The organism is Streptomyces sp. SKN60 (genome assembly GCF_026236535.1).
Classification (GTDB): Bacteria; Actinomycetota; Actinomycetes; order Streptomycetales; family Streptomycetaceae; genus Streptomyces.
Genome location: NZ_JAHTMW010000002.1, coordinates 324,897 through 344,806, shown reverse-complemented (window position 1 = coordinate 344,806; position 19,910 = coordinate 324,897). Strand labels below are relative to the sequence as shown.

The following is a 19,910-nucleotide window of genomic DNA, read 5'->3' as shown; positions in this document are numbered from 1 at the left end:
TCGGGACAGTCGAACAGACTAGTCGGTTCAGACGGTCTCTCGGTCACGCGGCCTGGCCACCTCGGCCAGCGGCTGCTGCCCGGGGCGCGGCGGCACCGGACGCTCGCCGATCGGCAGCACCGGCGGCACCTCGTCCTGGCCGAGGAACACCTTGCGGACCACGCGCTCGGCCGCCCGGCCGTCGTCGAACTCGCAGAAGGTCTTGCGGAACTCGGCGCGGGCCGCGTCCGACTCGGGACCGTTCCAGCGGCCCGAGGTGAAGACCTCCAGGAGTTCCTCCTCGGTCTGCACGGTCAGACCGGGGGAGTCGACGGTGACGTCGAAGTAGGTGCCGCGGGTCGTGCGGTACACCTCCCAGTCGTTCGCGTAGATCACGACCGGCCGGTCGAGGTTCGCGTAGTCGAACATCACCGACGAGTAGTCGGTGAGCAGGCAGTCCGCGGCGAGGTACAGCTCCTCGACCGAGGGGTGGCTGCTCACGTCGACCAGCCGCGCGCTGCCGGTCGAACCGGCGGCCAGCAGGCTCTGGTCGTAGAAGTAGTGCGCGCGCACCAGCAGGGTGAACTCGGAGCCGAGGGTCTCGGCGAACTTCTCCAGGTCCAGCATCTGCTTGGGGGCGTCGTGGTAGTCGCGGTGCGTCGGCGTGTAGAGGATCACCTGGGTGCCCTCGGCGATGCCGAGCTTCTTGCGGGCCGCGGCCACGTCCGCCGCCGACGCGTTGACCAGCTGGTCGTTGCGCGGGTAGCCGTACTCGAGCGCCTCGTAGAACGAGGGGTAGGCACGGTCCCAGGCGGCGGTGGAGAAGCTGTTGGACGTGAGGCTGTAGTCCCAGCGGTCCACCCGGTCCATCAGCCGGACCAGGTTCATGCCGCGCCGGCCGACCGGGTACTCGGCCAGGTCGACGCCCATGCGCTTGAGCGGGGTGCCGTGGTGGGTCTGGAGGTGCACCTGGCCCTCGCGCTTGACCACGGACGGCGGGAAGTTCACGTTGTTGACGAAGTACTTGCCGCGGGCCATCGCCTTCCAGAACCCGAGCGAGCCCGGGTGCACGGTCGGCACGCCCTTCGGCGGACGGCTGGTGGCGTCGTTCTTGAGGACCCACACCGCCTTCATGCCGGGGGCGAGTTCCTTCATCTTCTCGTGGATCGCCGCCGGGTTGCAGGAGTACGAGCCGTTCCAGTACGCCGCGAACACGGCGACGTCCTGCTGGACCGGCAGCATCCGCTGGGCCCGGTAGTAGGCCTGCAGCACGCGCTTGCGCAGCTTCTTCTTCAGCTTCGCCGGCACGGACTTCTTCGCCCGGAGCGAGCGGACCGTCTTGCGGGCCTTCTCCCGGTGCTTGGCCGGGATCATCTGGCCCTTGCCCTTCGGCGCGGCCGGCACGCCCGCCGGACGGAGCCGGCCCTCGGCCTCGGCCCAGCGCTCGCGGAACTCGGCGCGCGCGTCGTCGGGGAGCCGGCCGGGGGAGACGTCGACCACCCGGAAGTGGTTGACCATCCGCTCGTACAGCGCGCCCCGGTACTCGTCGAACTGCGGGTTCTCGTCGAGGAACTTGAAGACCAGGTCGTACTGGTCGAACACGTCGAAGTGCTTGCGGCTGGTGCTGTGCAGGATCGAGCCCTGGCGCCGCTGGCGGTAGTAGACGCAGACGCGGTCGAGCACGGCGATGGTCTCCGCCGCGATCATGACCGGGTAGGTCCAGGGGGTGTCCTCGTAGTAGCCCGAGGGGTACTGGAAGCCCCACTGCTCGACGAAGTCGCGGCGGTACGCCTTGTTCCAGGCGACCTGCAGCAGGCCGAGCAGCTCCGGCTGCTTCTTCAGCGGGAAGACGCCCTGCTTGGCGGCCTTGGCCAGCACGTCGGCGCGGGCGTTCGGGGTGATCCGGCCGTCCCAGTGGGTCCGCGAGTAGTCGAAGATCACCAGGTCCGGGTCCTCGGCCTCCTCGATGCGGCGGGCGATGGCCTGGAGCGAGCCGGGCAGCATCGTGTCGTCGCTGTCGAGGAAGAGCAGGTACTTGCCCTTGGCGCGGGCCATGCCCGCGTTGCGGGCCTTCCCGAGACCGACGTTCTGCTCCAGGTGCATCGCCACGACGCGCTCGTCGGCCTTGGCGTAGTCGTCGATGATCGCGCCGCAACCGTCCGGCGAGCAGTCGTTGACGACCAGGAGCTCGTAGTCCCGGAACGACTGCTCCAGCACCGAGTCCAGACAGTCCCGCAGGAACGCCTGCACCTTGTACGTGGGCACGATGATGCTGAACAGGGGCACTTCGGAACCGGAGGGGGATTGCGTCTGTGTCATCTCAATACCGTGGAATCTGACGTGGGAGACAGGGGCGTGACCGCCGGGTCAGCGCTGACTCGTGGACAGGGCGTAGCCGAGGAGCGTGCGTATGGTCTTCGACTGTCCGTGGCGCAGCGCCCCCGGAACCATTGTCAGCGCGTGCAGCCGCATGGACAGGTGCCGACGCGCGGCACGCGCGGCCTTGGACCAGCCGTGTGCGTCGAGTTCGTCGGCGACCTGGTGGAAGAAGCGCACGGCCTCGCCGAAGCGGGCGCCGGAGACGGCTTCCGCGGAGGAGAGGCTGCCGGAGTGCCGGCGGTAGCGGAACGCGGTCGTCGGCTCGACGACCAGCTTCCCGCCGCGCCGGATCAGCTCGATGATCAGCGCCAGGTCCTGGATGACCGACAGGTCCTCCCGGAAGCTGACCTCCTTGACCGCTTCGGCACGCCAGACGATGGACGGGAAGTAGAGCCAGTTGCCGCCGAGGAGGTTGGCGGCGAGCGGCTCGCCGGAGAGCACCAGACGGCGGCCGGTGTCCTTCGGCGCGTACAGCCGCTTCTTGACCTCGTCGCCGAGGGTGGAGGACGGGTTGCCGTGCTCGTCGATGACCTCGACGCCCGGCTGGTAGATCGTGGCGTCGGGGACGGCCGCGATGGCGGCGCGCATGGTCTCGACGTAGTTCGGCAGCAGCAGGTCGTCGCTGCCGAGCATGCTGAAGTGGGTGGATTCCACCAGGTCGACGCACTTGCGGAAGTTCCGGGTGATGCCCAGGTTCTGCTCGTTGCGCTGGTAGCGCACCCGGTCGTCGCCGAGCGAGGCGAACCACTCGGGGACGCCGGGTTCCCTGCCGTCGTCGACGACGGTCAGCCGCCAGTTCCCGTCGGTCTGCTCCAGGACGCTGCGCACGGCGGCCTGCATCAGACCGGTGTCGCCGTAGTGCGGGAGCATGATGTCGAGCGGGGCGGCGCCGGCCGTGCTGTCGCTGTGGGGCACTGCGGTCACTTGCCCTTCCCCTTGGGGCCGAGGGCCGAGCGGCGGCTGAGCGCGAGCAGCAGGATCATGCCGATCCGGCCCAGGTAGAGGGTGGCCTTCCACGGCGACTGGCTGGGGGTGCCGGTGGCCCGCGGGCGCATCGCGACGGGCACCTGCTCGACGCGGTAGCCGGCCCGGACGACAGCGATGGTGGACTCCACCGTGTCGCCCAGGTACTCCACGGGGTACCAGTGCGCGAAGACGTCGATCAGGTCGCGGTTGGAGGCGCGGAAGCCGGAGGTGACGTCGGTCAGCTTGGTCTTCGCCATCTTCGACAGCCAGAAGGCGAGGACGACCATGGCCCACTTGCGCGGGCCGCGGGTCTCGTACGCGCCGGTGCCGGCGAAGCGGGCGCCCATGACGAGGTCGGCGCCGCCGTCGAGGCGGGCGAGCAGCTCGGGCACGTTGCGCGGGTCGTGCTGGCCGTCGGCGTCGACCTGGATGGCCACGTCGTAGCCGCGGTCGTGCGCGTACCGGTAGCCGGCCCGCATCGCACCGCCGACACCGAGGTTGTACGGCAGGGTCATCACGGTCGCGCCGGCGCCGCGCGCGACGGCGCTGGTGTCGTCGGCCGAGCCGTCGTCCACCACGAGGACGTCGACGCCGGGGAGGGTCGTGTAGACCTCCTTGACGACGTCGGCGACGCCCTCGGCCTCGTTCCACGCGGGCATGATGATCAATACGCGCTTGCCGTCGATCACTTGAGGCCCCCCTGCCCGGCCCGGTCGGCCGCCTCCCCGGACGCCGCGTGGTCCGCGACCTGCTTCTGCAGTTCCTTCACGTCGATGCGCAGCAGCGCGACTTCCTCCGAAAGGGTGCGCCCCTCTTCCTCGAGATGACCCACCTCCCAGCTGAGCTGGAGACAGACGATGAAGAGGAAGGCCACACTGAGGAAGAGCAGCAGGCTCACACCGGAGCGGACGCCCACCGCGGCGGCGACCGAGTCGAGACCGCTCGGGAAGAAGCCGAGGGGGATGATCACCAGACCGGTGAGCACCCAGAGGAAGGCGTACTTCTCCTTGAGCTTGCGACGACGCAGCAGCTCGATGATGCACGCGACAAGGAAGACTCCGGTGACCGAAGTCAGCATCCACAACTTCACGCGGGGCTCCGGTCTATCGGACGACTCATGGAAACGGCCTGTCTACTTTTCCGGGGTGAGAGGCGAAGAACGCCGCAAGACTGCAGCACACTGTCCGTCGCGTTGGTCACGGAGAGTGAGGGAATGGTGATCATTCCTATGAGTGCACCGAACGGTAGCCTACACGAGAGCGAAGAAGCAGCGTCATGCAGGTGACGACCGCCAGCGACCCCACGGCATAGGCGATCTCGACCCTGGTGCGCAGCTCCAGCGGACTCAGCGTGACCGCCAGGAGAACGCCCGTTCCCACGATCCAGGACACCAGCTGCTGCCGGGCCCCGCCACTCGTGAGCAGCGCCTGACCGAGCACCATCGCCAGCATGTAGAGGGTCGTGCCGAGCGCCAGCCAGAAGAAGTCCACCGGTCCGAGCACGTCCGGCGAACCGAACAGCACCGGCAGCAGGAACGGACCGAGCGCCACCGCGACGATCCCGAACACCGCGCCCATGCCGGCCGTGATCGAGCAGGCCCGCAGCAGCAGCCGCCGGTAGCCGCGGTCGTCGCCCTCCGCCTGCGCCGTCGACAGACCCGCGAGCAGCGAGGCCTGGAAGGCGCCGAACGCGAAGAGCGGCACCCGGGCAAGCACCAGGGCCGACAGCAGGGCCGCGACCAGCGCGCTGTCGTCCGTGGCGATCAGCTTGGTGCTGATCACCGCGATGTTGACCAGGACCTGCGCGAGCAGCGTCGAGCCCACGAGCAGCCCGAGGTGCTCGATCAGCTCCCGCCAGTGCGCCGTGGAACCGGGCCGCGCCCCGCGCAGCACCGCCGGCAGGGTCACGAGTACGGAGACCAGCGGAGCGACCGTCATCACGGCCGCGAAGACGAACGCCGAGGTGACCCCGGCGAACGCCAGGCCCACCGAGAGGACGATCCGCAGCAGTCCGTCGAGCCCCAGCTGCAGCCCGTACGACTCGAAGCGGCCGAGGCCCGCGAGGACACCGCGGGAGACATGCGCGCAGGCCAGCGCCGCGAAGGCGCCGCCGAGCGCGGCCACCAGGCTCCGGTCGCCGTGGAAGAAGAGGTCGGCCAGCTGCCCGGAGAACAGCGCCAGCGGCAGCAGCACCGCCGCGAGCAGCCCGAAGGACAGCGCGGCGCCGCGCCGCAGCACGGGCAGCGCGCCGTCGCCGGCCACCACGCGGGCGGCCACCACCCGGGTGACCTCCTGCTCCACCGGGAAGAACAGGCCGAGACCTATGGAGGCCACCACGGTCCACAGGACCGAGAAGCTCGCCATGTCGTCGACGGAGAGCGAGTGGCCCGCCGCCGCGAGATGGACGTAGTTGGCCCCGCCGAGCAGCGCGGTACCGATCCCTACGAAGGCGGTACCGCGCGGCAGGGCCGTCGTGATGCGGTCGAGCAGGGTCACGCGCCGGACCGTCCCCCGGGAGCCATGACCTTCAGCGCCTCGGTGAGCTGGTCACGCCAGTGCGGCTGCACCGCGACGCCCGCCTCGGCCCAGCGCTCGTGCGCCAGGACGCTGAAGGAGGGACGACGGGCCGGCCGTACGAACTTCTCCGAGGTGGTCGGCCGCACCCGCTCCGGGTCCAGGCCGGTCAGCTCGAAGGCCGCCCGCGCCAGGTCGAACCAGGTCGCCGTCTCGGAGGCCGTGCCGTGGTAGACGCCCGCCGGGGCCTCGCCCTTGACGGCCGCCGTGCCCAGGTCCCGCAGCTGGCGCGCGAGCGCCCGGGTCCAGGTCGGCTGGCCGCGCTGGTCGTCGACCACGTCGAGGGTCTCGCGCTGCTCGGCCAGGCTCAGCATGGTCGCCACGAAGTTGCGCCCGTGCGCCCCGTACAGCCACGCCGTGCGCACCACGTAACCGCGCTCGGGCAGCAGCGTGAGAACCGCCTCCTCGCCCGCGAGCTTGCTGCGGCCGTAGGCGTTCACCGGGGAGGTGGGGGCGTCGTGCGGGTACGGCTCGGTGGCGTCGCCCGGGAAGACGTAGTCGGTCGACACCTGGAGCAGCACGGCGCCGGTCGCGGCGCAGGCCTCGGCGAGCGCGCGCGGGCCGTCGCCGTTGATCCGGGTGGCCGCGGCCTCCTCGGTCTCCGCGCCGTCGACGTCCGTCCAGGCGGCGGCGTTGACGACCACGTCATGGCCGTCGACCGCGGCCCGGACGGCCTCGGCGTCGGTGATGTCCAGATCGGCCCGGGTCAGCGCGGTGACCTCGGCGCCGGCCTCGGTCAGGACCTCGGTGAGGTCGCGGCCGAGCATCCCGGCCGCACCGGTGATCAGCCAGCGATTGGCGGCGGCACTCATCAGGCCAGCGCCGCCTTGGCCTTCAGCGGCTCCCACCAGGCGCGGTTGTCGCGGTACCACTGGACGGTGGAGGCGAGGCCCTGCTCGAACGTGACCTGCGGGGTGTAGCCCAGCTCCTCCTGGATCTTGGCGATCGACAGGGAGTAGCGCAGGTCGTGGCCCTTGCGGTCCTCGACGTGCTCGACCATGTCCCAGCCGGCGCCGCAGGCGTCGAGCAGCAGACCGGTGAGCTCCTTGTTGGTGACCTCGGTGCCGCCGCCGATGTGGTAGACCTCACCGGCGCGGCCGCCGCGCAGCACCATCTCGATGCCACGGCAGTGGTCGGACACGTGCAGCCAGTCACGGATGTTCAGGCCCTCGCCGTACAGCGGGACCTTCTTGCCGTCCAGCAGGTTCGTGGTGAACAGCGGGATCATCTTCTCGGGGAAGTGGTACTGCCCGTAGTTGTTGGAGCAGCGGGTCACCACCACGTCCATGCCGTGCGTGCGGTGGTACGACAGCGCCAGCAGGTCCGAGCCGGCCTTGGAGGCCGAGTACGGGGAGTTCGGCGCCAGCGGCCAGTCCTCGGTCCACGAGCCCTCGGCGATCGAGCCGTACACCTCGTCCGTGGAGACGTGCACGAACCGCCCGACGCCGTGCCGCTTGGCCGCGTCGAGCAGCACCTGGGTGCCGAGCACGTTCGTGGTGACGAACGGCGACGAGTCCAGGATCGAGCGGTCCACGTGGGACTCGGCGGCGAAGTGCACCACCGCGTCCTGGCCGCGCATCACGTCGTCGACGGTGGCGTAATCCCGGATGTCGCCCTGCACGAAGGTGTAGCCGGGCTTGTCGGCGACGGGGGCCAGATTGGCCTCGTTGCCGGAGTAGGTGAGGTTGTCCAGGACGGTGACCTGGGCGCCCTCGCTCGAGGGCAGCTCTCCGGAGAGCAGTGCCCGCACGAACTGTGAACCGATGAACCCGGCGCCGCCGGTGACCAGAATCCTCATAAGGGCCACCATTCTATGGGCTGGGGTGCCGACACCAGTTCGCCCGTCGTTCCGTGGCCGTTCTCACGGTCGACCACCGGGTGTGAGGGTGAGCGGCCCCGTGGCGCTGCCGTAGGCTGCGTGCCCATGCGTGGAATTTTGCTTGCCGGTGGTACCGGCTCCCGACTGTGGCCGATCACCCGAGCCGTGTCGAAGCAGCTGATGCCGGTCTTCGACAAGCCGATGATCTACTACCCCCTGTCGACCCTCGTGATGGCGGGTCTGCGGGAGATTCTGATCATCACCGGCCCCGACGAGCGCCCCCAGTTCGAGCGGCTGCTCGGCGACGGCTCCGACTGGGGCCTGGACATCCGGTTCGCGACCCAGGAGAAGCCGAACGGCATCGCCGAGGCCTTCGTCATCGGCGAGGAGTTCATCGGTGACGACCCGGTCGCGCTGATCCTCGGCGACAACATCTTCCACGGCGTCGGCCTCGGCCGGCAGCTGGCGCGGTACAGCGAGCCGGAGGGCGGCGTCGTCTTCGCCCACGCCGTCTCCGACCCCACCGCCTACGGTGTCGTCGACTTCGACGAGAACGGCGTCGCCCGTTCCATCGAGGAGAAGCCGAAGAACCCGAAGTCCCGCTACGCGGTGCCGGGCCTCTACTTCTACGACAGCCGGGTCGTCGAGATCGCCAAGAACCTGGAGCCCAGCGCGCGCGGCGAGCTGGAGATCACCGACGTCAACAAGTACTACCTGGACCGCGGCGAGCTGCAGGTCTCGGTCCTCGACCGCGGCACCGTCTGGCTCGACACCGGCACCTTCCAGTCCCTCGTGCAGGCCTCCGAGTACGTCCGCGTGGTCGAGGAGCGCCAGGGCATGAAGATCGGCTGCCTGGAGGAGGCCGCCTGGCGGGCCGGCTTCATCGACGACGCGCAGCTGCGCGCCCTCGCCGAGCCGCTGACCAAGAGCGGCTACGGCGACTACCTGCTGAACCTGCTGGCGTACGAGGCCGAGCAGCGGACCGACAAGGCCTGAGGCCCGAGGCCTCAGAGAGGAACGGCTCTTTCCATGAAGGTCAACCCCCTTGGCATCGAAGGCGCCTGGGAGTTCGTGCCGCAGCAGCACGGCGACGCCCGCGGTCTCTTCCTCGAGTGGTACAAGGCCGAGCGCATGGCCGAGGCCGTCGGCCACCCGCTGGAGCTGAAGCAGGGCAACATGTCGGTGTCCGCCGCCGGCGTCGTCCGCGGCATCCACTTCGCCGACGTGCCGCCCGGCCAGGCGAAGTACGTGACCTGTGTGCGCGGCGCGGTCCTCGACATCATCGTGGACGTCCGGGTCGGCTCGCCGACCTTCGGCCGCTGGGAGGCCGTGCGCCTCGACGACCAGGAGCGCAAGGCCGTCTACCTCTCCGAGGGACTCGGCCACGGCTTCTGCGCGCTGACCGACGACGCCACCGTGACCTACCTCTGCTCCGAGGGCTACGCCCCCGAGCGCGAGCGCACCGTCTACCCGCTCGACGCGGAGATCGGCATCGAGTGGCCGGTCGAGGGCGAGCCGGAGCTGTCCGCCAAGGACGCCCAGGGCCCGACCCTCGCGCAGGCGCGCGAGGCCGGGATCCTGCCGGTGTACGAGGAGTGCGTCGCGTTCCGCCGCTCGCTGGCGGAGCGCGGCTGACCGCCTGCTTCTCTCGTGTGCGGGTTCTCTCGTGCGCGGTTCTTTCGTGTGCGGACCGGCCGTTCCCCGCGGGGAGCGGCCGGTCCGCGGTTTCCGCCGTCCGCTTCGCGTTAGGCTGCCCGAATGACGTGGCTCATCACCGGCGGCGCCGGCTACATCGGTTCCCATGTCGTCAAGTCCATGACCGAGGCCGGCGAGCGGGTGGCCGTCCTGGACGACCTGTCCAGCGGCGATCCGGCCCGCCTGCCCGCGGGCGTACCGCTGGAGCGCGGCAGCGTGCTCGACCGGCCCTTCGTCGACCGGGTGCTGCGCGAGCACGCGGTCCGCGGGATCGTGCACCTCGCCGCCAAGAAGGCCGTCGGCGAGTCCGTCGAGCGGCCCCTCCTCTATTACCGGGAGAACATCACCGGCCTGCAGGTGCTGCTCGAAGCGGCCGCCGGCGCCGGGGTGCGCTCCTTCCTCTTCTCCTCCTCCGCCTCCGTGTACGGGATGCCCGACACCGACCTGGTGACCGAGGACACCCCGTGCGCGCCGCTCAGCCCGTACGGCGAGACCAAGGTCGCGGGGGAGTGGATGGTGCGCGCCACCGGCCGCGCCCACGGCATGGCGACCGCCTGCCTGCGCTACTTCAACGTGGCCGGCACCGCCGACCCCGTGCTCGCGGACACCGGCGTCTCCAACCTCGTCCCCATGGTCTTCCAGCGGCTCGACGCCGGAGCGGCGCCGCTGATCTTCGGCGACGACTACCCGACCCCCGACGGCACCTGCGTCCGCGACTACATCCACGTCGCCGACCTCGCCGACGCCCACCTGGCCGCCGCCCGGCGGCTCGCCGAGCGGGCCGGGAAGGGCGAGTACACCGATCTGACCCTCAACATCGGCCGCGGCGAAGGCGTTTCGGTACGGGAGATGATCGACCTGGTCCGCGAGGTCACCGGCCGCGACATCGCGCCCGAGGTGGTCGCCCGCCGCCCCGGCGACCCGGCGAAGGTCGTCGCCTCCGCCGAGCGGATCTCCACCGAACTGGGCTGGACCGCCCGCCACGACGTCCGTTCCATGATCGCCTCGGCCTGGGCCGCGCACCCGGGCACCGTCGTCCAGCCCGCGGAATAGGCGGGCGGCGCCCGGAGCGGCTCGCGTAGATTGCCTGCCGGGCGGGGCCCGCGCGAGCACGGCGCCGGGCACCGCACAGCAGGCATGGCACAGCGCGCATGGCATGGCACGGCACGGCACGAGCAGGACGGCGAGGACGACGCAGGTGACAGTGGCAAGGCAGTACGTGACGGAAGCCCGCAGGATCGTCGTGAAGGTCGGCTCGTCCTCGCTGACCACCGCGTCCGGCGGCCTCGACGCCGACCGGGTCGACGCCCTCGTGGACGTCCTCGCCAAGGTCCGCAGCGGCGGCGAGAAGGAGATCGTCCTGGTCTCCTCCGGCGCCATCGCCGCCGGCCTCGCACCGCTCGGCCTCACCCGCCGCCCCAAGGACCTGGCCCGGCAGCAGGCCGCCGCCAGCGTCGGACAGGGCCTGCTCGTCGCCCGCTACACCGCCTCCCTCGCCCGTTACGGCATCCGCGTCGGCCAGGTCCTGCTCACCACCGACGACACCAGCCGCCGCGCCCACTACCGCAACGCCTACCGCACTCTGGACCAGCTGCTCGCCATGGGCGCCCTGCCGGTCGTCAACGAGAACGACACCGTGGCCACGGACGAGATCCGCTTCGGCGACAACGACCGGCTCGCCGCGCTCGTCGCCCACCTCGTGCGCGCCGACCTGCTCGTGCTGCTCTCCGACGTCGACGGGCTCTACGACGGCGACCCGTCCCGGCCCGGCACTTCCCGCATCGCCGAGGTGCGCGAACAGAGCGACATCGCGCACGTCGAGATCGGCTCGGCCGGCAAGGCCGGCGTCGGCACCGGCGGCATGGTCACCAAGGTCGAGGCGGCCCGGATCGCCGCCGCCGCGGGCATCCCCGTGGTCCTCACCTCCGCCGTCCGCGCCGCCGACGCCCTGGCCGGCCGCGACACCGGCACCTACTTCCACCGCACCGGCCGGCGCTCCGCCGACCGGCTGCTCTGGCTCGCCCACGCCTCCACCCCGCGCGGCCACCTCACCCTCGACGACGGCGCCGTACGGGCCGTGACCGAGGGCAAGAAGTCGCTGCTCGCGGCCGGAATCGCCGCCGTAGAGGGCGAGTTCAGCGCCGGTGACCCGGTGGAGCTGCGGGACACCGCGGGCCGCGCCGTCGCCCGCGGTCTGGTCAACTTCGACGCCAAGGAGATCCCCCAGCTCCTCGGCCGCTCCACCCACGAGCTCGCCCGCGAGCTCGGACCCGAGTACGAGCGGGAGATCGTCCACCGCGACGACCTCGTGGTGATGTGACGACCTCGTGGTGATGTGACGCGACGCCGGTGCGAACCGAAACGGCTGAAAGTCTGGTCATCCGGTAGGGACCTTTACCAAAACCGCCCCACGCGCCGCCGCGGGCTGGTCAACTTTGTCTCGGGGGCGACGACGAGGGTGGGGAACGACCAGCACGCGCAGCAGCACACAGCACAGGCATCACACAGGAGGCCGCCGGTGAGACGAGCGCGCCCAGGGGCCATGGCCCGCGGGACGACCGAACGCGCCCTGACGAGCGTCGAGGCCGGAGCCGACTTCGACGAGAAGTCCTTCGACGAGGAACCCCAGGACAACAGGACGCCGGAGCGGGAGGTGTCCAAGCTCTGGCACATCACCCTCAGCGTCTCCGGCGCTGCCGCCCCGCTGCAGGAGGTGCGCCGGGCCCTGGAGCAGCTGGCCCACGACCACCCCTTCCTGCTGACCAGCCGGTACGCCGACGACCACGCCGAGATCCGCTACTGGGAGGAGGCCCGCGACCTCCACGACGCCGCCGCCGTCGCCCTGCGCCTGTGGGGCGAGCACCGGCAGACCGCCCAGCTGCCGCCGTGGGAGATCGTCGGCCTGGAGGTCATCGACCGGGAGACCTACCACCAGCGGATCGCCGAGGGCTACGGCCCGCCGCCGGCCGCCCCGGTCGGCGTCCACCCCTACTGACGGACCGACGGCCGGGTGACGAACGGAGGAGTGACGGCGGGGTGACGGACGGCCTCCCGCGACCGTCGACTTCCGGTCACTCCGGCGCCCCGCCGGGTGTCTCGTAGTACGGGACGGCGGAGGGATACGTGAGGGATGTCCGCAGCGGTGCCAGTACCCTGCGGACATGACCTCGCTCATGCCCTTCGACAACATGTCCCCGGTCGCCCAGACCGCCTACCGGGCCCGTGCCGCGGCCGCCGACATCGCGCCACTGCCGCGCGCGGCGAAGGACGACGCCCTGCTGGCCATGGCGGACGCCCTGGAGGTCCGCACGGCCGAGATCGTCGAGGCCAACGCCGAGGACATCGCCCGCGCCCGCGAGGCCGGCACCAGCGAGGCCATCATCGACCGCCTCACCCTCACCCCCGAGCGGGTGCGGGCCATCGCCGCCGACGTCCGGCACGTGGCCGCGCTCCCCGACCCGGTCGGCGAGGTCGTCCGCGGCTCGACCCTCCCCAACGGCATCGACCTGCGCCAGGTCCGCGTCCCGCTCGGCGTCGTCGGCATCATCTACGAGGCCCGCCCCAACGTCACCGTCGACGCCGCCGCCCTCTGCCTCAAGTCCGGCAACGCGGTCCTGCTCCGCGGCTCGTCCTCCGCCTACTCCTCCAACACCGCCCTGGTGAAGGTGGTGCGCGACGCCATCGGCGGCGCCGGCCTGCCCGCCGACGCCATCCAGCTCGTCCCCGGCGAGTCCCGCGACTCGGTGCGCGAGCTGATGCGCGCCCGCGGCCTCGTCGACGTCCTCATCCCGCGCGGCGGCGCCTCCCTCATCAAGACCGTCGTCGAGGAGTCCACCGTCCCCGTCATCGAGACCGGCACCGGCAACTGCCACGTCTACGTGGACGCCCAGGCCGACCTCGACATGGCCGTCGACATCCTGGTCAACTCCAAGGCCCACCGGGTCAGCGTCTGCAACGCCGCCGAGACCCTCCTGGTCCACCAGGACATCGCCGACGCCTTCCTGCCGCGCGCCCTGGACGCCCTCGCCGAGGCCGGTGTCACCGTCCACGCCGACGAGCGGGTCCTCGCCCGCGCCGAGGGCAGCAAGGCCACCGTCGTCCCGGCCACCCCCGAGGACTGGGAGACCGAGTACCTCTCCTACGACATCGCCGCCGCCGTCGTCGACTCCCTCGACAAGGCCGTCGAACACATCCGGCTCTGGTCCTCCGGCCACACCGAGGCCATCGTCACCACCTCCCAGGCCGCCGCCCGCCGCTTCACCCAGCTGGTCGACTCCACCACCGTCGCCGTCAACGCCTCCACCCGCTTCACGGACGGCGGACAGTTCGGCTTCGGCGCCGAGATCGGCATCTCCACCCAGAAGCTGCACGCCCGGGGCCCGATGGGCCTTCCGGAACTCACCTCCACCAAGTACATCGTGACCGGCGACGGTCACGTCCGGTAACCGGCACCCACCCTCCGTGCCGCTGTCACGGGCAGGGACAGTTCGCGCTCTCCCTGCCCAAAACCCCCTCTCCGGTCTACTCTGAACCCGTGCCGGACGACGTGGGGGGCACGCCGTTCCAGGACGGCCAGGACCCCGAGGACTCTGTCGACCGCGGCGGCGCCGACGAGGAATTCGCCACCGTGGTCTTCGACGAGGACTTCGTACGGGCGGCGCGGTTCCACGAGCCCACCGCGGTCGAGCGGCTGCTCGCCGCCGCCCAGGCCCGCGCCGAAGCCGAGGCCGCCCGGGCCCGCGCCGTCGCCGGCCTCGCCGACGAGGACCCCTACGAGGACGCCTACGACCTCGGCCGGCACCACGACGGCTACGACCCGGACACCGCCGACGACGCCTTCGGCCCCTACGGCCCCCACGGCGGCGCCCTGCGCCCCTACCGCGGCAGCGCCCGCTGGCACCGCCCGGTCGCCTGGGTGCTCGCCCTGGTGATGGGCGTCGGCATGGTCGCCCTGGCCTTCAGCGCCGTCTACCGCGGCGCCTCCGCCAACCGCCAGGACCGCATGCCGCCCCCGGCCACCACCGGCGTCGACAAGGCCCCCGCCGCCCCCTCCGCGGCCACCAGGTCCTCCGCCCCGCCCGTCCCAGCGGTCCCGGGCGCCCCCTGACCCCTCCGCTCCGGCCCCGCCCGCAAGGCCCTTCGCCCATTCGCCGCAGCCGCGTCGGAAATCTTCCGAAGTTGTCGTGTACCTGGGCGTTTACCAGGGCTTCCGCCGACCTACCCTGAAGGTATGGCAGGGCGTGGCGACCCGCCTGAGGGGAATCCCGAGGGACTCCCCGGCGGTGAGGACGAGTACCGATCCGTCGTCTTCGACGAGTCGTTCGTCCGCGCTGCCCGGCTCCAGGAGTTCTCCGCCGAGGAGCGGATGGGGGAGCACGCCCAGGCGGTCCGCTCCCGCCCCGGCCGGGAGGGCCGCAGCGGCTCCCGGCAGGCCCTCATGCTCGTCCTGCTGATCCTTCTGGCCTTCGGCACCGCGGTCTACCTCGGCGTCCGCAACCCTTACCAGCCCCCGCTCGACCAGCGCGCCGAACCCCTGAGCACCACCCTGGTCCGGCTCGCCCCGCAGGACACCGTCCCCGGCGGCACCCCCGCCAGTCTCTTCGCGCACAGCCCCGCCGCCGAATACCGCACCGGCGCCGCCGGCATCAACCTCCCCCTCGCCGCCCGCACCACCGACTTCTCCGAGAGCCAGGTGGTCACCGCCCTCGGTATCGCCAAGGAGTACCTGGTCGCCTCCTCGCTCGAACCCGAGGTCCTGTCCGGACAGACGGTCCGCCCGCCGCGGCTCCTCCTCGACCCCGACCAGCTGGAGCAGTTCGACCGGAGCGTCGAATCGCCCCAGGACGACGGCCGGCACGCCGTCTCCGGCTGGCTGGTCCGCTTCGACCCGCAGACCGTGGTCCTCGCCGACCCGAACGTCCGGGTCCAGGGCACCCTGCGCTTCGCCGAGGTCAACGCCGACCTGCTGGACGTCACGGCCGACCACACCTTCACCTACGCGGTCCGGCCCGCGACCTCAGGCCCCGGCCCGGCGCCCCGCGCCTCGCTGTTCACCGTCCACCGCGAGCTGCACTTCCGCTTCGACCGCGAGGACCTGCGGATGCACCGCGCCGAACTGCTCACCAGCACCGTCCAGGCCGGCCCGCAGTCCTGCGACGCCGACCCGGCCGGAGCGCTCCGGCCGCTGCTGGCCGGGCAGCGGGCCGCCGACCCGAGCCGGCAGGCGGTCACCGACCCGTACGCCACGGGCCGGCCGACCACCTCCCCGCTCTGCGGGGCCCTGGCCCCGGGCGCTCAGCCCTCGCTCTGACCGTCCGGGCTCCGACCGTCCGGCTCGCCCTGGGAGCCCTTCGGGCCCTTGGCCCCCTGCCCGCCGCCGGAGCGGCCGAACAGTTTGTCGCCCAGGCCGCCCGCCAGGTCGCCGGCGCCCCCGGCTATGTCGCTGACCAGCTTCATCAGCGGATCCTTGCTCGTGCGTACCGTGTCCGCGTAGTGCCGCCCGGACTCGCGGAAGGAGTCGGTCACCGAGGTGTCCTTGTCCTCCGTGCGCTTCGGGTAGTGGCCGTCCATGATCCGCTGGTAGTCGCGGGTCTCGGACCACTTCTTCAGCTCGGCCGCCCGCACCGTGGTGAAGGGGTGGGAGCGCGGCAGCACGTTGAGGATCTTCAGGACGGAGTCCCGCAGGTCGCCGCCCTTCTCGTACTCGTCCGCCTGGGCGAGGAACGCGTCCACGTTCATCTCGTGCAGGTGGTTGCCGCCGGCGATCTTCATCAGACCGCGCATCGAGGCCTGGACGTCCTGCCCGACGAGCAGCCCGGCCCGGTCGGCCGACAGCTCCGACTTGCGGAACCACTCGCGCAGCGCCGTGACGATCGCCATGATCGCCACGTTCCCCAGCGGGATCCAGGCGATCTTGAGCGCCAGGCTGGTGAGGAAGAGCAGCACCGTCCGGTACACCGAGTGACCCGACAGCGCGTGGCCGACCTCGTGTCCGACGACGGCCCGCATCTCCTCCTCGTCGAGGAGCTCCACCAGTCCGGTGGTGACCACGATGATCGGCTCGTCGAGACCGATGCACATGGCGTTGGGCTTCGGGTCCTGCGTCACGTACATCGGCGGGACCTTCTCCAGGTCCAGGATGTAACAGGCGTCCCGCAGCATGTCGTTGAGGTGGGTGAACTGCGCGTCGCTCACCCGCACGGAGTCGGAGAGGAACAGCAGCCGCAGGCTCCGCTCCGGCAGCAGTCCGCTCAGGGCCTTGAAGACGGTGTCGAAGCCGCTCAGCTTGCGCAGCGCGACCAGCGCCGAGCGGTCCGCCGGGTGTTCGTAGGCCCGGGAGGAGATGCCGGGGAAGCGCTTGCGCTGCCGGCCCGGCAGGTGTCCCTCGTGGTGATCGGTCATGGATACCCCCTGTTCGTACGAGTCGATGCTCGTCCCCCTGACGCAACCCAGACTAGGGGAGGGGACTACCGTGTGCCGGAGCCTGTGGATAACTCGGGCAGTGTGGACAACCGAGGAGCACGACCGCCATGCCGGACATCGCGACCACCGCCGTCACGCACCTGCTCGCCGCCGCCACCCAGCAGGGCCCGGGCGACACGCTGCGCATCGTGCTGCTCGTCTCGATCGTCGGCGGCGCCTTCCTCGCCTGGTTCCTGCTCCGCGGCTACCGCAGCGACGCCGACACCGGCGGCAGCGCCGACAGCGCCGAACAGGCCGCGAAGCCGGAGCCGGCCGCCGGGACCACCGCGGCGCGCGGGGAAAACGGCCCCGGTGACGCCAACGCCTGAGTCGGCGTGAGCGCTCCGCGACGCGCCGCATACGATGTGCGCGAAGTCTCCGCTCCCATCCCCGATCGAAGGTCACGTCGAAGATGAGCCTCCACGCCACCGCCGCCAACCTGGTCACGCTCGCGAACGAGGGTGCCGAGCACGGCGGCAACCACGAAAGCCTCAGCCCGTACGTCACCGGTGGCGGCGCCCTGCTCGCGCTGCTGCTGCTGCTCTGGGTGACCACCCGCTTCAACCGCGACCGCTGAGCCGCGGGCCGGCCGAGCCGCGAGGCCGCTGATCCGGTGTTCGACGCCGTGCCAGTAGGCTCTGCACGCATGGGAGAGCAGGAAGTGCCTACTGGCGGTCGCGGCAAGCGCAGACTCGGCGTGATGGGCGGAACGTTTGACCCGATCCACCACGGACACCTGGTGGCCGCCAGCGAGGTGGCCGCCCTGTTCCACCTCGACGAGGTGGTGTTCGTGCCGACCGGGCAGCCGTGGCAGAAGAGCCACAAGGCGGTCTCGCCCGCCGAGGACCGCTATCTGATGACGGTCATCGCCACCGCGTCCAACCCGCAGTTCTCCGTCAGCCGCATCGACATCGACCGCGGCGGGCCGACGTACACCATCGACACCCTTCGGGACCTGCGCTCCCTCAACAGCGACTCGGACCTCTTCTTCATCACCGGCGCCGACGCGCTGTCGCAGATCCTCACCTGGCGCGACGCCGAGGAGCTCTTCGCCCTCGCCCATTTCATCGGGGTCACCCGGCCGGGTCACGACCTCACCGACGACGGCCTGCCCAAGGGCGGCGTGTCGCTCGTGGAGGTCCCCGCGCTCGCCATCTCGTCCACGGACTGCCGGGCGAGGGTCGCGCAGGGCGACCCGGTCTGGTATTTGGTCCCGGACGGTGTGGTGCGCTACATCGACAAGCGCCAGTTGTACCGCGGCGAGTGAGCCTCGGGGAGGGGCACCGGTGAACGATCAGCAGAACCCGTACGACCCGTACTATCCGCAGCCGCAGATCATCGGCTACGACGCGTACGGGCAGCCGGTGTACCAGCAGCAGGTCCCGCAGCAGCACTACGACCCGTACGGACAGCCCGTCCAGCCCGTCCAGCAGCAGCCGGAGCCACAGGCACCGCAGCAGCACTACGGCTACGACCCGTACGGGCAGCAGCAGGCGGCGCCCCAGCAGGCCCAGCATCCCCAGCAGCCGCAGTACGACCCGTACGCGCAGCAGCCCGCCTCGTACGACTACCAGCAGTACGACACGGGCCAGATGGGTCAGGTCGGCCAGGCCGGTCAGATCGACCAGACCGGTCAGCAGTGGGCGGTCCGCACCGAGTCCGCCCCCGCGCCGCAGGCCCCGCCGCCGCCCCGTCCGCCGCAGGCCGCCCCCGGCGCCCCGGCCGCCGTGCCCGGGCAGCGCCCGGCGCCCGAGAACGACGGGCGGGACTACCGCACCGAGCAGTTCTCGTTCATCGAGGAGCCCGACGAGGACTCCGAGGACGTCATCGACTGGCTCAAGTTCACCGAGAGCCGCTCCGAGCGCCGCGAGGAGGCCCGCCGGCGCGGCCGCAACCGCCTGGTCACCCTCGTCGTGGTCCTGGTGCTCGTCGCCGTCGGCGGCGTCGGCTACCTCTGGTCGGCCGGCAAGCTCCCCGGCCTGTCGTCCGGCGAGGGCGCCGCGCAGAACACCGCCACCGGCCCGCAGCAGCGCGACACGATCGTCATCCACCTGCACAACACCAAGGGCGGCGGCACCTCCACCGCCCTCCTCGTCGACAACAGCACCACCAAGCAGGGCACCACCGTCCTGCTGCCCAACTCCCTCGCCGTCGCCGACGAGGACGGCGCCACGACGACCCTCTCCAAGTCCGTCGAGGACGACGGCTCCAGCGGCACCCGCGAGGCCCTGGGCAACCTCCTCGGCGCGAAGATCGCCGGCACCTGGCGGCTCGACACCCCGTACCTGGAGAACCTCGTCGAGCTCGTCGGCAACATCGACATCACCACCGACACCGACGTGCCCGGTGACAAGCCCGGCGCCGAGCCGCTGGTCAAGAAGGGCGAGGACCAGACCCTCAACGGCCGCGCCGCCGTCGCCTACGCCACCTACCGGGCCTCCGGCGAGGCCGAGGCCAAGCAGCTCCAGCGCTTCGGCCAGGTGATGTACGGCGTGCTGCGGAAGATCTCCGACGATCCCAAGGCCGCCACCGTCACCATCGAGACCCTGGCCCAGATCCTCGACCCCTCGCTGCCCGAGAAGGACCTCGGCGCCTCCCTGGCCAAGCTGGCCGAGCACGCCAAGATCGGCGCCTACAAGACCGCCGTGCTGCCCGTCGAGACCGACGGCTCCCTCAGCGAGGCCACCGGCGACAGCGTCGTCAAGGACATCCTCGGCGGCAAGGTCACCGCCCCCGAGCAGGGCGCCGCCACCCGGGTCGCGATCCGCGACGGCAGCGGCAAGGAGGCCACCGAGGCCGCCCGCGTGGTCCTGATCAACGGCGGCTACGCCGTGGTGGGCGGCACCAAGGCCGGATCCCAGGAGAAGTCGCAGGTCCTCTACGCGGACGACGCCCAGAAGCCGGCCGCCGTGGAGGTCGCCAAGACCCTGGGGCTGCCCGCCGGATCCGTCACCAAGGGCAAGGCAGCCACAAACGCCGAGGTCACCGTGGTGCTGGGCGAGGACTACAAGGTCCCCGGAGGCAAGCCGTGAACCCCC

General features: G+C 71.2%; 20 protein-coding genes. 12 read left to right on the top strand and 8 right to left on the bottom strand.

What is annotated here, in order from left to right:
• Positions 1-27 precede the first annotated feature (27 nt).
• The 7 genes from KV205_RS04700 to rfbB all read right to left on the bottom strand — a co-directional run bounded on the left by KV205_RS04700 (position 28) and on the right by rfbB (position 7,695).
• Entirely contained in the window at positions 28-2,298 is a 2,271-nt protein-coding gene (locus KV205_RS04700; protein WP_265862353.1) for a bifunctional glycosyltransferase family 2 protein/CDP-glycerol:glycerophosphate glycerophosphotransferase, read from the bottom strand.
• Between the two features lie 48 nt (positions 2,299-2,346).
• Entirely contained in the window at positions 2,347-3,282 is a 936-nt protein-coding gene (locus tag KV205_RS04695) for a glycosyltransferase (RefSeq protein ID WP_265862351.1), read from the bottom strand.
• Complete coding sequence (locus KV205_RS04690) at positions 3,279-4,013, bottom strand: glycosyltransferase family 2 protein (protein ID WP_265862349.1); 735 nt, start codon at positions 4,011-4,013, stop codon at positions 3,279-3,281. Before KV205_RS04690 ends, KV205_RS04695 begins: the two co-directional genes overlap by 4 nt.
• Positions 4,010-4,402: a DUF2304 domain-containing protein gene (locus KV205_RS04685; RefSeq protein WP_265862347.1), complete on the bottom strand. Its 393-nt coding sequence runs from the start codon at positions 4,400-4,402 to the stop codon at positions 4,010-4,012. The genes KV205_RS04690 and KV205_RS04685 overlap by 4 nt, the downstream gene beginning before the upstream one ends.
• A 148-nt stretch (positions 4,403-4,550) precedes the next feature.
• Positions 4,551-5,819: a hypothetical protein gene (locus KV205_RS04680; protein WP_265862346.1), complete on the bottom strand. Its 1,269-nt coding sequence runs from the start codon at positions 5,817-5,819 to the stop codon at positions 4,551-4,553.
• A complete protein-coding gene (gene rfbD / locus KV205_RS04675) occupies positions 5,816-6,709 on the bottom strand; it encodes a dTDP-4-dehydrorhamnose reductase (RefSeq protein WP_265862343.1) in 894 nt (297 codons plus the stop codon). The genes KV205_RS04680 and rfbD overlap by 4 nt, the downstream gene beginning before the upstream one ends.
• On the bottom strand, positions 6,709-7,695 hold the full coding sequence (gene rfbB, locus KV205_RS04670; protein ID WP_265862341.1) for a dTDP-glucose 4,6-dehydratase: 987 nt from the start codon (positions 7,693-7,695) through the stop codon (positions 6,709-6,711). Before rfbB ends, rfbD begins: the two co-directional genes overlap by 1 nt.
• A 126-nt stretch (positions 7,696-7,821) precedes the next feature.
• On the opposite strand from rfbB, the gene rfbA reads away from it, so the two are divergent.
• The 8 genes from rfbA (at position 7,822) to KV205_RS04630 (ending at position 15,721) form a co-directional block, all read left to right on the top strand.
• Positions 7,822-8,712 (top strand): glucose-1-phosphate thymidylyltransferase RfbA, encoded by an 891-nt coding sequence (rfbA, locus tag KV205_RS04665; protein ID WP_265862339.1) that lies wholly within the window; start codon positions 7,822-7,824, stop codon positions 8,710-8,712.
• Positions 8,713-8,745: 33 nt separating this feature from the next.
• The gene (rfbC, locus tag KV205_RS04660) at positions 8,746-9,351 is read left to right on the top strand and encodes a dTDP-4-dehydrorhamnose 3,5-epimerase (RefSeq protein ID WP_265862337.1); all 606 of its coding nucleotides are present in this window, start codon (positions 8,746-8,748) and stop codon (positions 9,349-9,351) included.
• A gap of 123 nt (positions 9,352-9,474) precedes the next feature.
• Positions 9,475-10,464, top strand: a complete 990-nt coding sequence (galE, locus tag KV205_RS04655; RefSeq protein WP_265862335.1) for a UDP-glucose 4-epimerase GalE — start codon at positions 9,475-9,477, stop codon at positions 10,462-10,464.
• Positions 10,465-10,609: 145 nt separating this feature from the next.
• Positions 10,610-11,731: a glutamate 5-kinase gene (gene proB, locus KV205_RS04650; protein WP_265862333.1), complete on the top strand. Its 1,122-nt coding sequence runs from the start codon at positions 10,610-10,612 to the stop codon at positions 11,729-11,731.
• A 198-nt stretch (positions 11,732-11,929) separates the two neighbouring features.
• The gene (locus KV205_RS04645) at positions 11,930-12,406 is read left to right on the top strand and encodes a hypothetical protein (protein ID WP_265862331.1); all 477 of its coding nucleotides are present in this window, start codon (positions 11,930-11,932) and stop codon (positions 12,404-12,406) included.
• A gap of 166 nt (positions 12,407-12,572) precedes the next feature.
• The gene (locus KV205_RS04640) at positions 12,573-13,856 is read left to right on the top strand and encodes a glutamate-5-semialdehyde dehydrogenase (RefSeq protein ID WP_265862329.1); all 1,284 of its coding nucleotides are present in this window, start codon (positions 12,573-12,575) and stop codon (positions 13,854-13,856) included.
• Between the two features lie 89 nt (positions 13,857-13,945).
• On the top strand, positions 13,946-14,518 hold the full coding sequence (locus tag KV205_RS04635; protein ID WP_265862327.1) for a hypothetical protein: 573 nt from the start codon (positions 13,946-13,948) through the stop codon (positions 14,516-14,518).
• A gap of 123 nt (positions 14,519-14,641) precedes the next feature.
• Complete coding sequence (locus KV205_RS04630) at positions 14,642-15,721, top strand: hypothetical protein (RefSeq protein ID WP_265862325.1); 1,080 nt, start codon at positions 14,642-14,644, stop codon at positions 15,719-15,721.
• Here the strand turns inward: KV205_RS04630 and KV205_RS04625 are convergent.
• Positions 15,706-16,812: a M48 family metallopeptidase gene (locus KV205_RS04625; protein ID WP_265862324.1), complete on the bottom strand. Its 1,107-nt coding sequence runs from the start codon at positions 16,810-16,812 to the stop codon at positions 15,706-15,708. The two genes, KV205_RS04630 and KV205_RS04625, sit on opposite strands and share 16 nt — an antisense overlap.
• A gap of 128 nt (positions 16,813-16,940) precedes the next feature.
• On the opposite strand from KV205_RS04625, the gene KV205_RS04620 reads away from it, so the two are divergent.
• The 4 genes from KV205_RS04620 (at position 16,941) to KV205_RS04605 (ending at position 19,904) form a co-directional block, all read left to right on the top strand.
• The gene (locus KV205_RS04620) at positions 16,941-17,201 is read left to right on the top strand and encodes a hypothetical protein (protein ID WP_265862322.1); all 261 of its coding nucleotides are present in this window, start codon (positions 16,941-16,943) and stop codon (positions 17,199-17,201) included.
• Between the two features lie 83 nt (positions 17,202-17,284).
• Positions 17,285-17,449, top strand: a complete 165-nt coding sequence (locus tag KV205_RS04615) for a hypothetical protein (RefSeq protein WP_265862321.1) — start codon at positions 17,285-17,287, stop codon at positions 17,447-17,449.
• Positions 17,450-17,518: 69 nt separating this feature from the next.
• Positions 17,519-18,139, top strand: a complete 621-nt coding sequence (gene nadD / locus KV205_RS04610) for a nicotinate-nucleotide adenylyltransferase (protein ID WP_265862320.1) — start codon at positions 17,519-17,521, stop codon at positions 18,137-18,139.
• 19 nt (positions 18,140-18,158) lie between these two features.
• The gene (locus KV205_RS04605) at positions 18,159-19,904 is read left to right on the top strand and encodes an LCP family protein (RefSeq protein WP_265862318.1); all 1,746 of its coding nucleotides are present in this window, start codon (positions 18,159-18,161) and stop codon (positions 19,902-19,904) included.
• Positions 19,905-19,910: the final 6 nt, after the last annotated feature.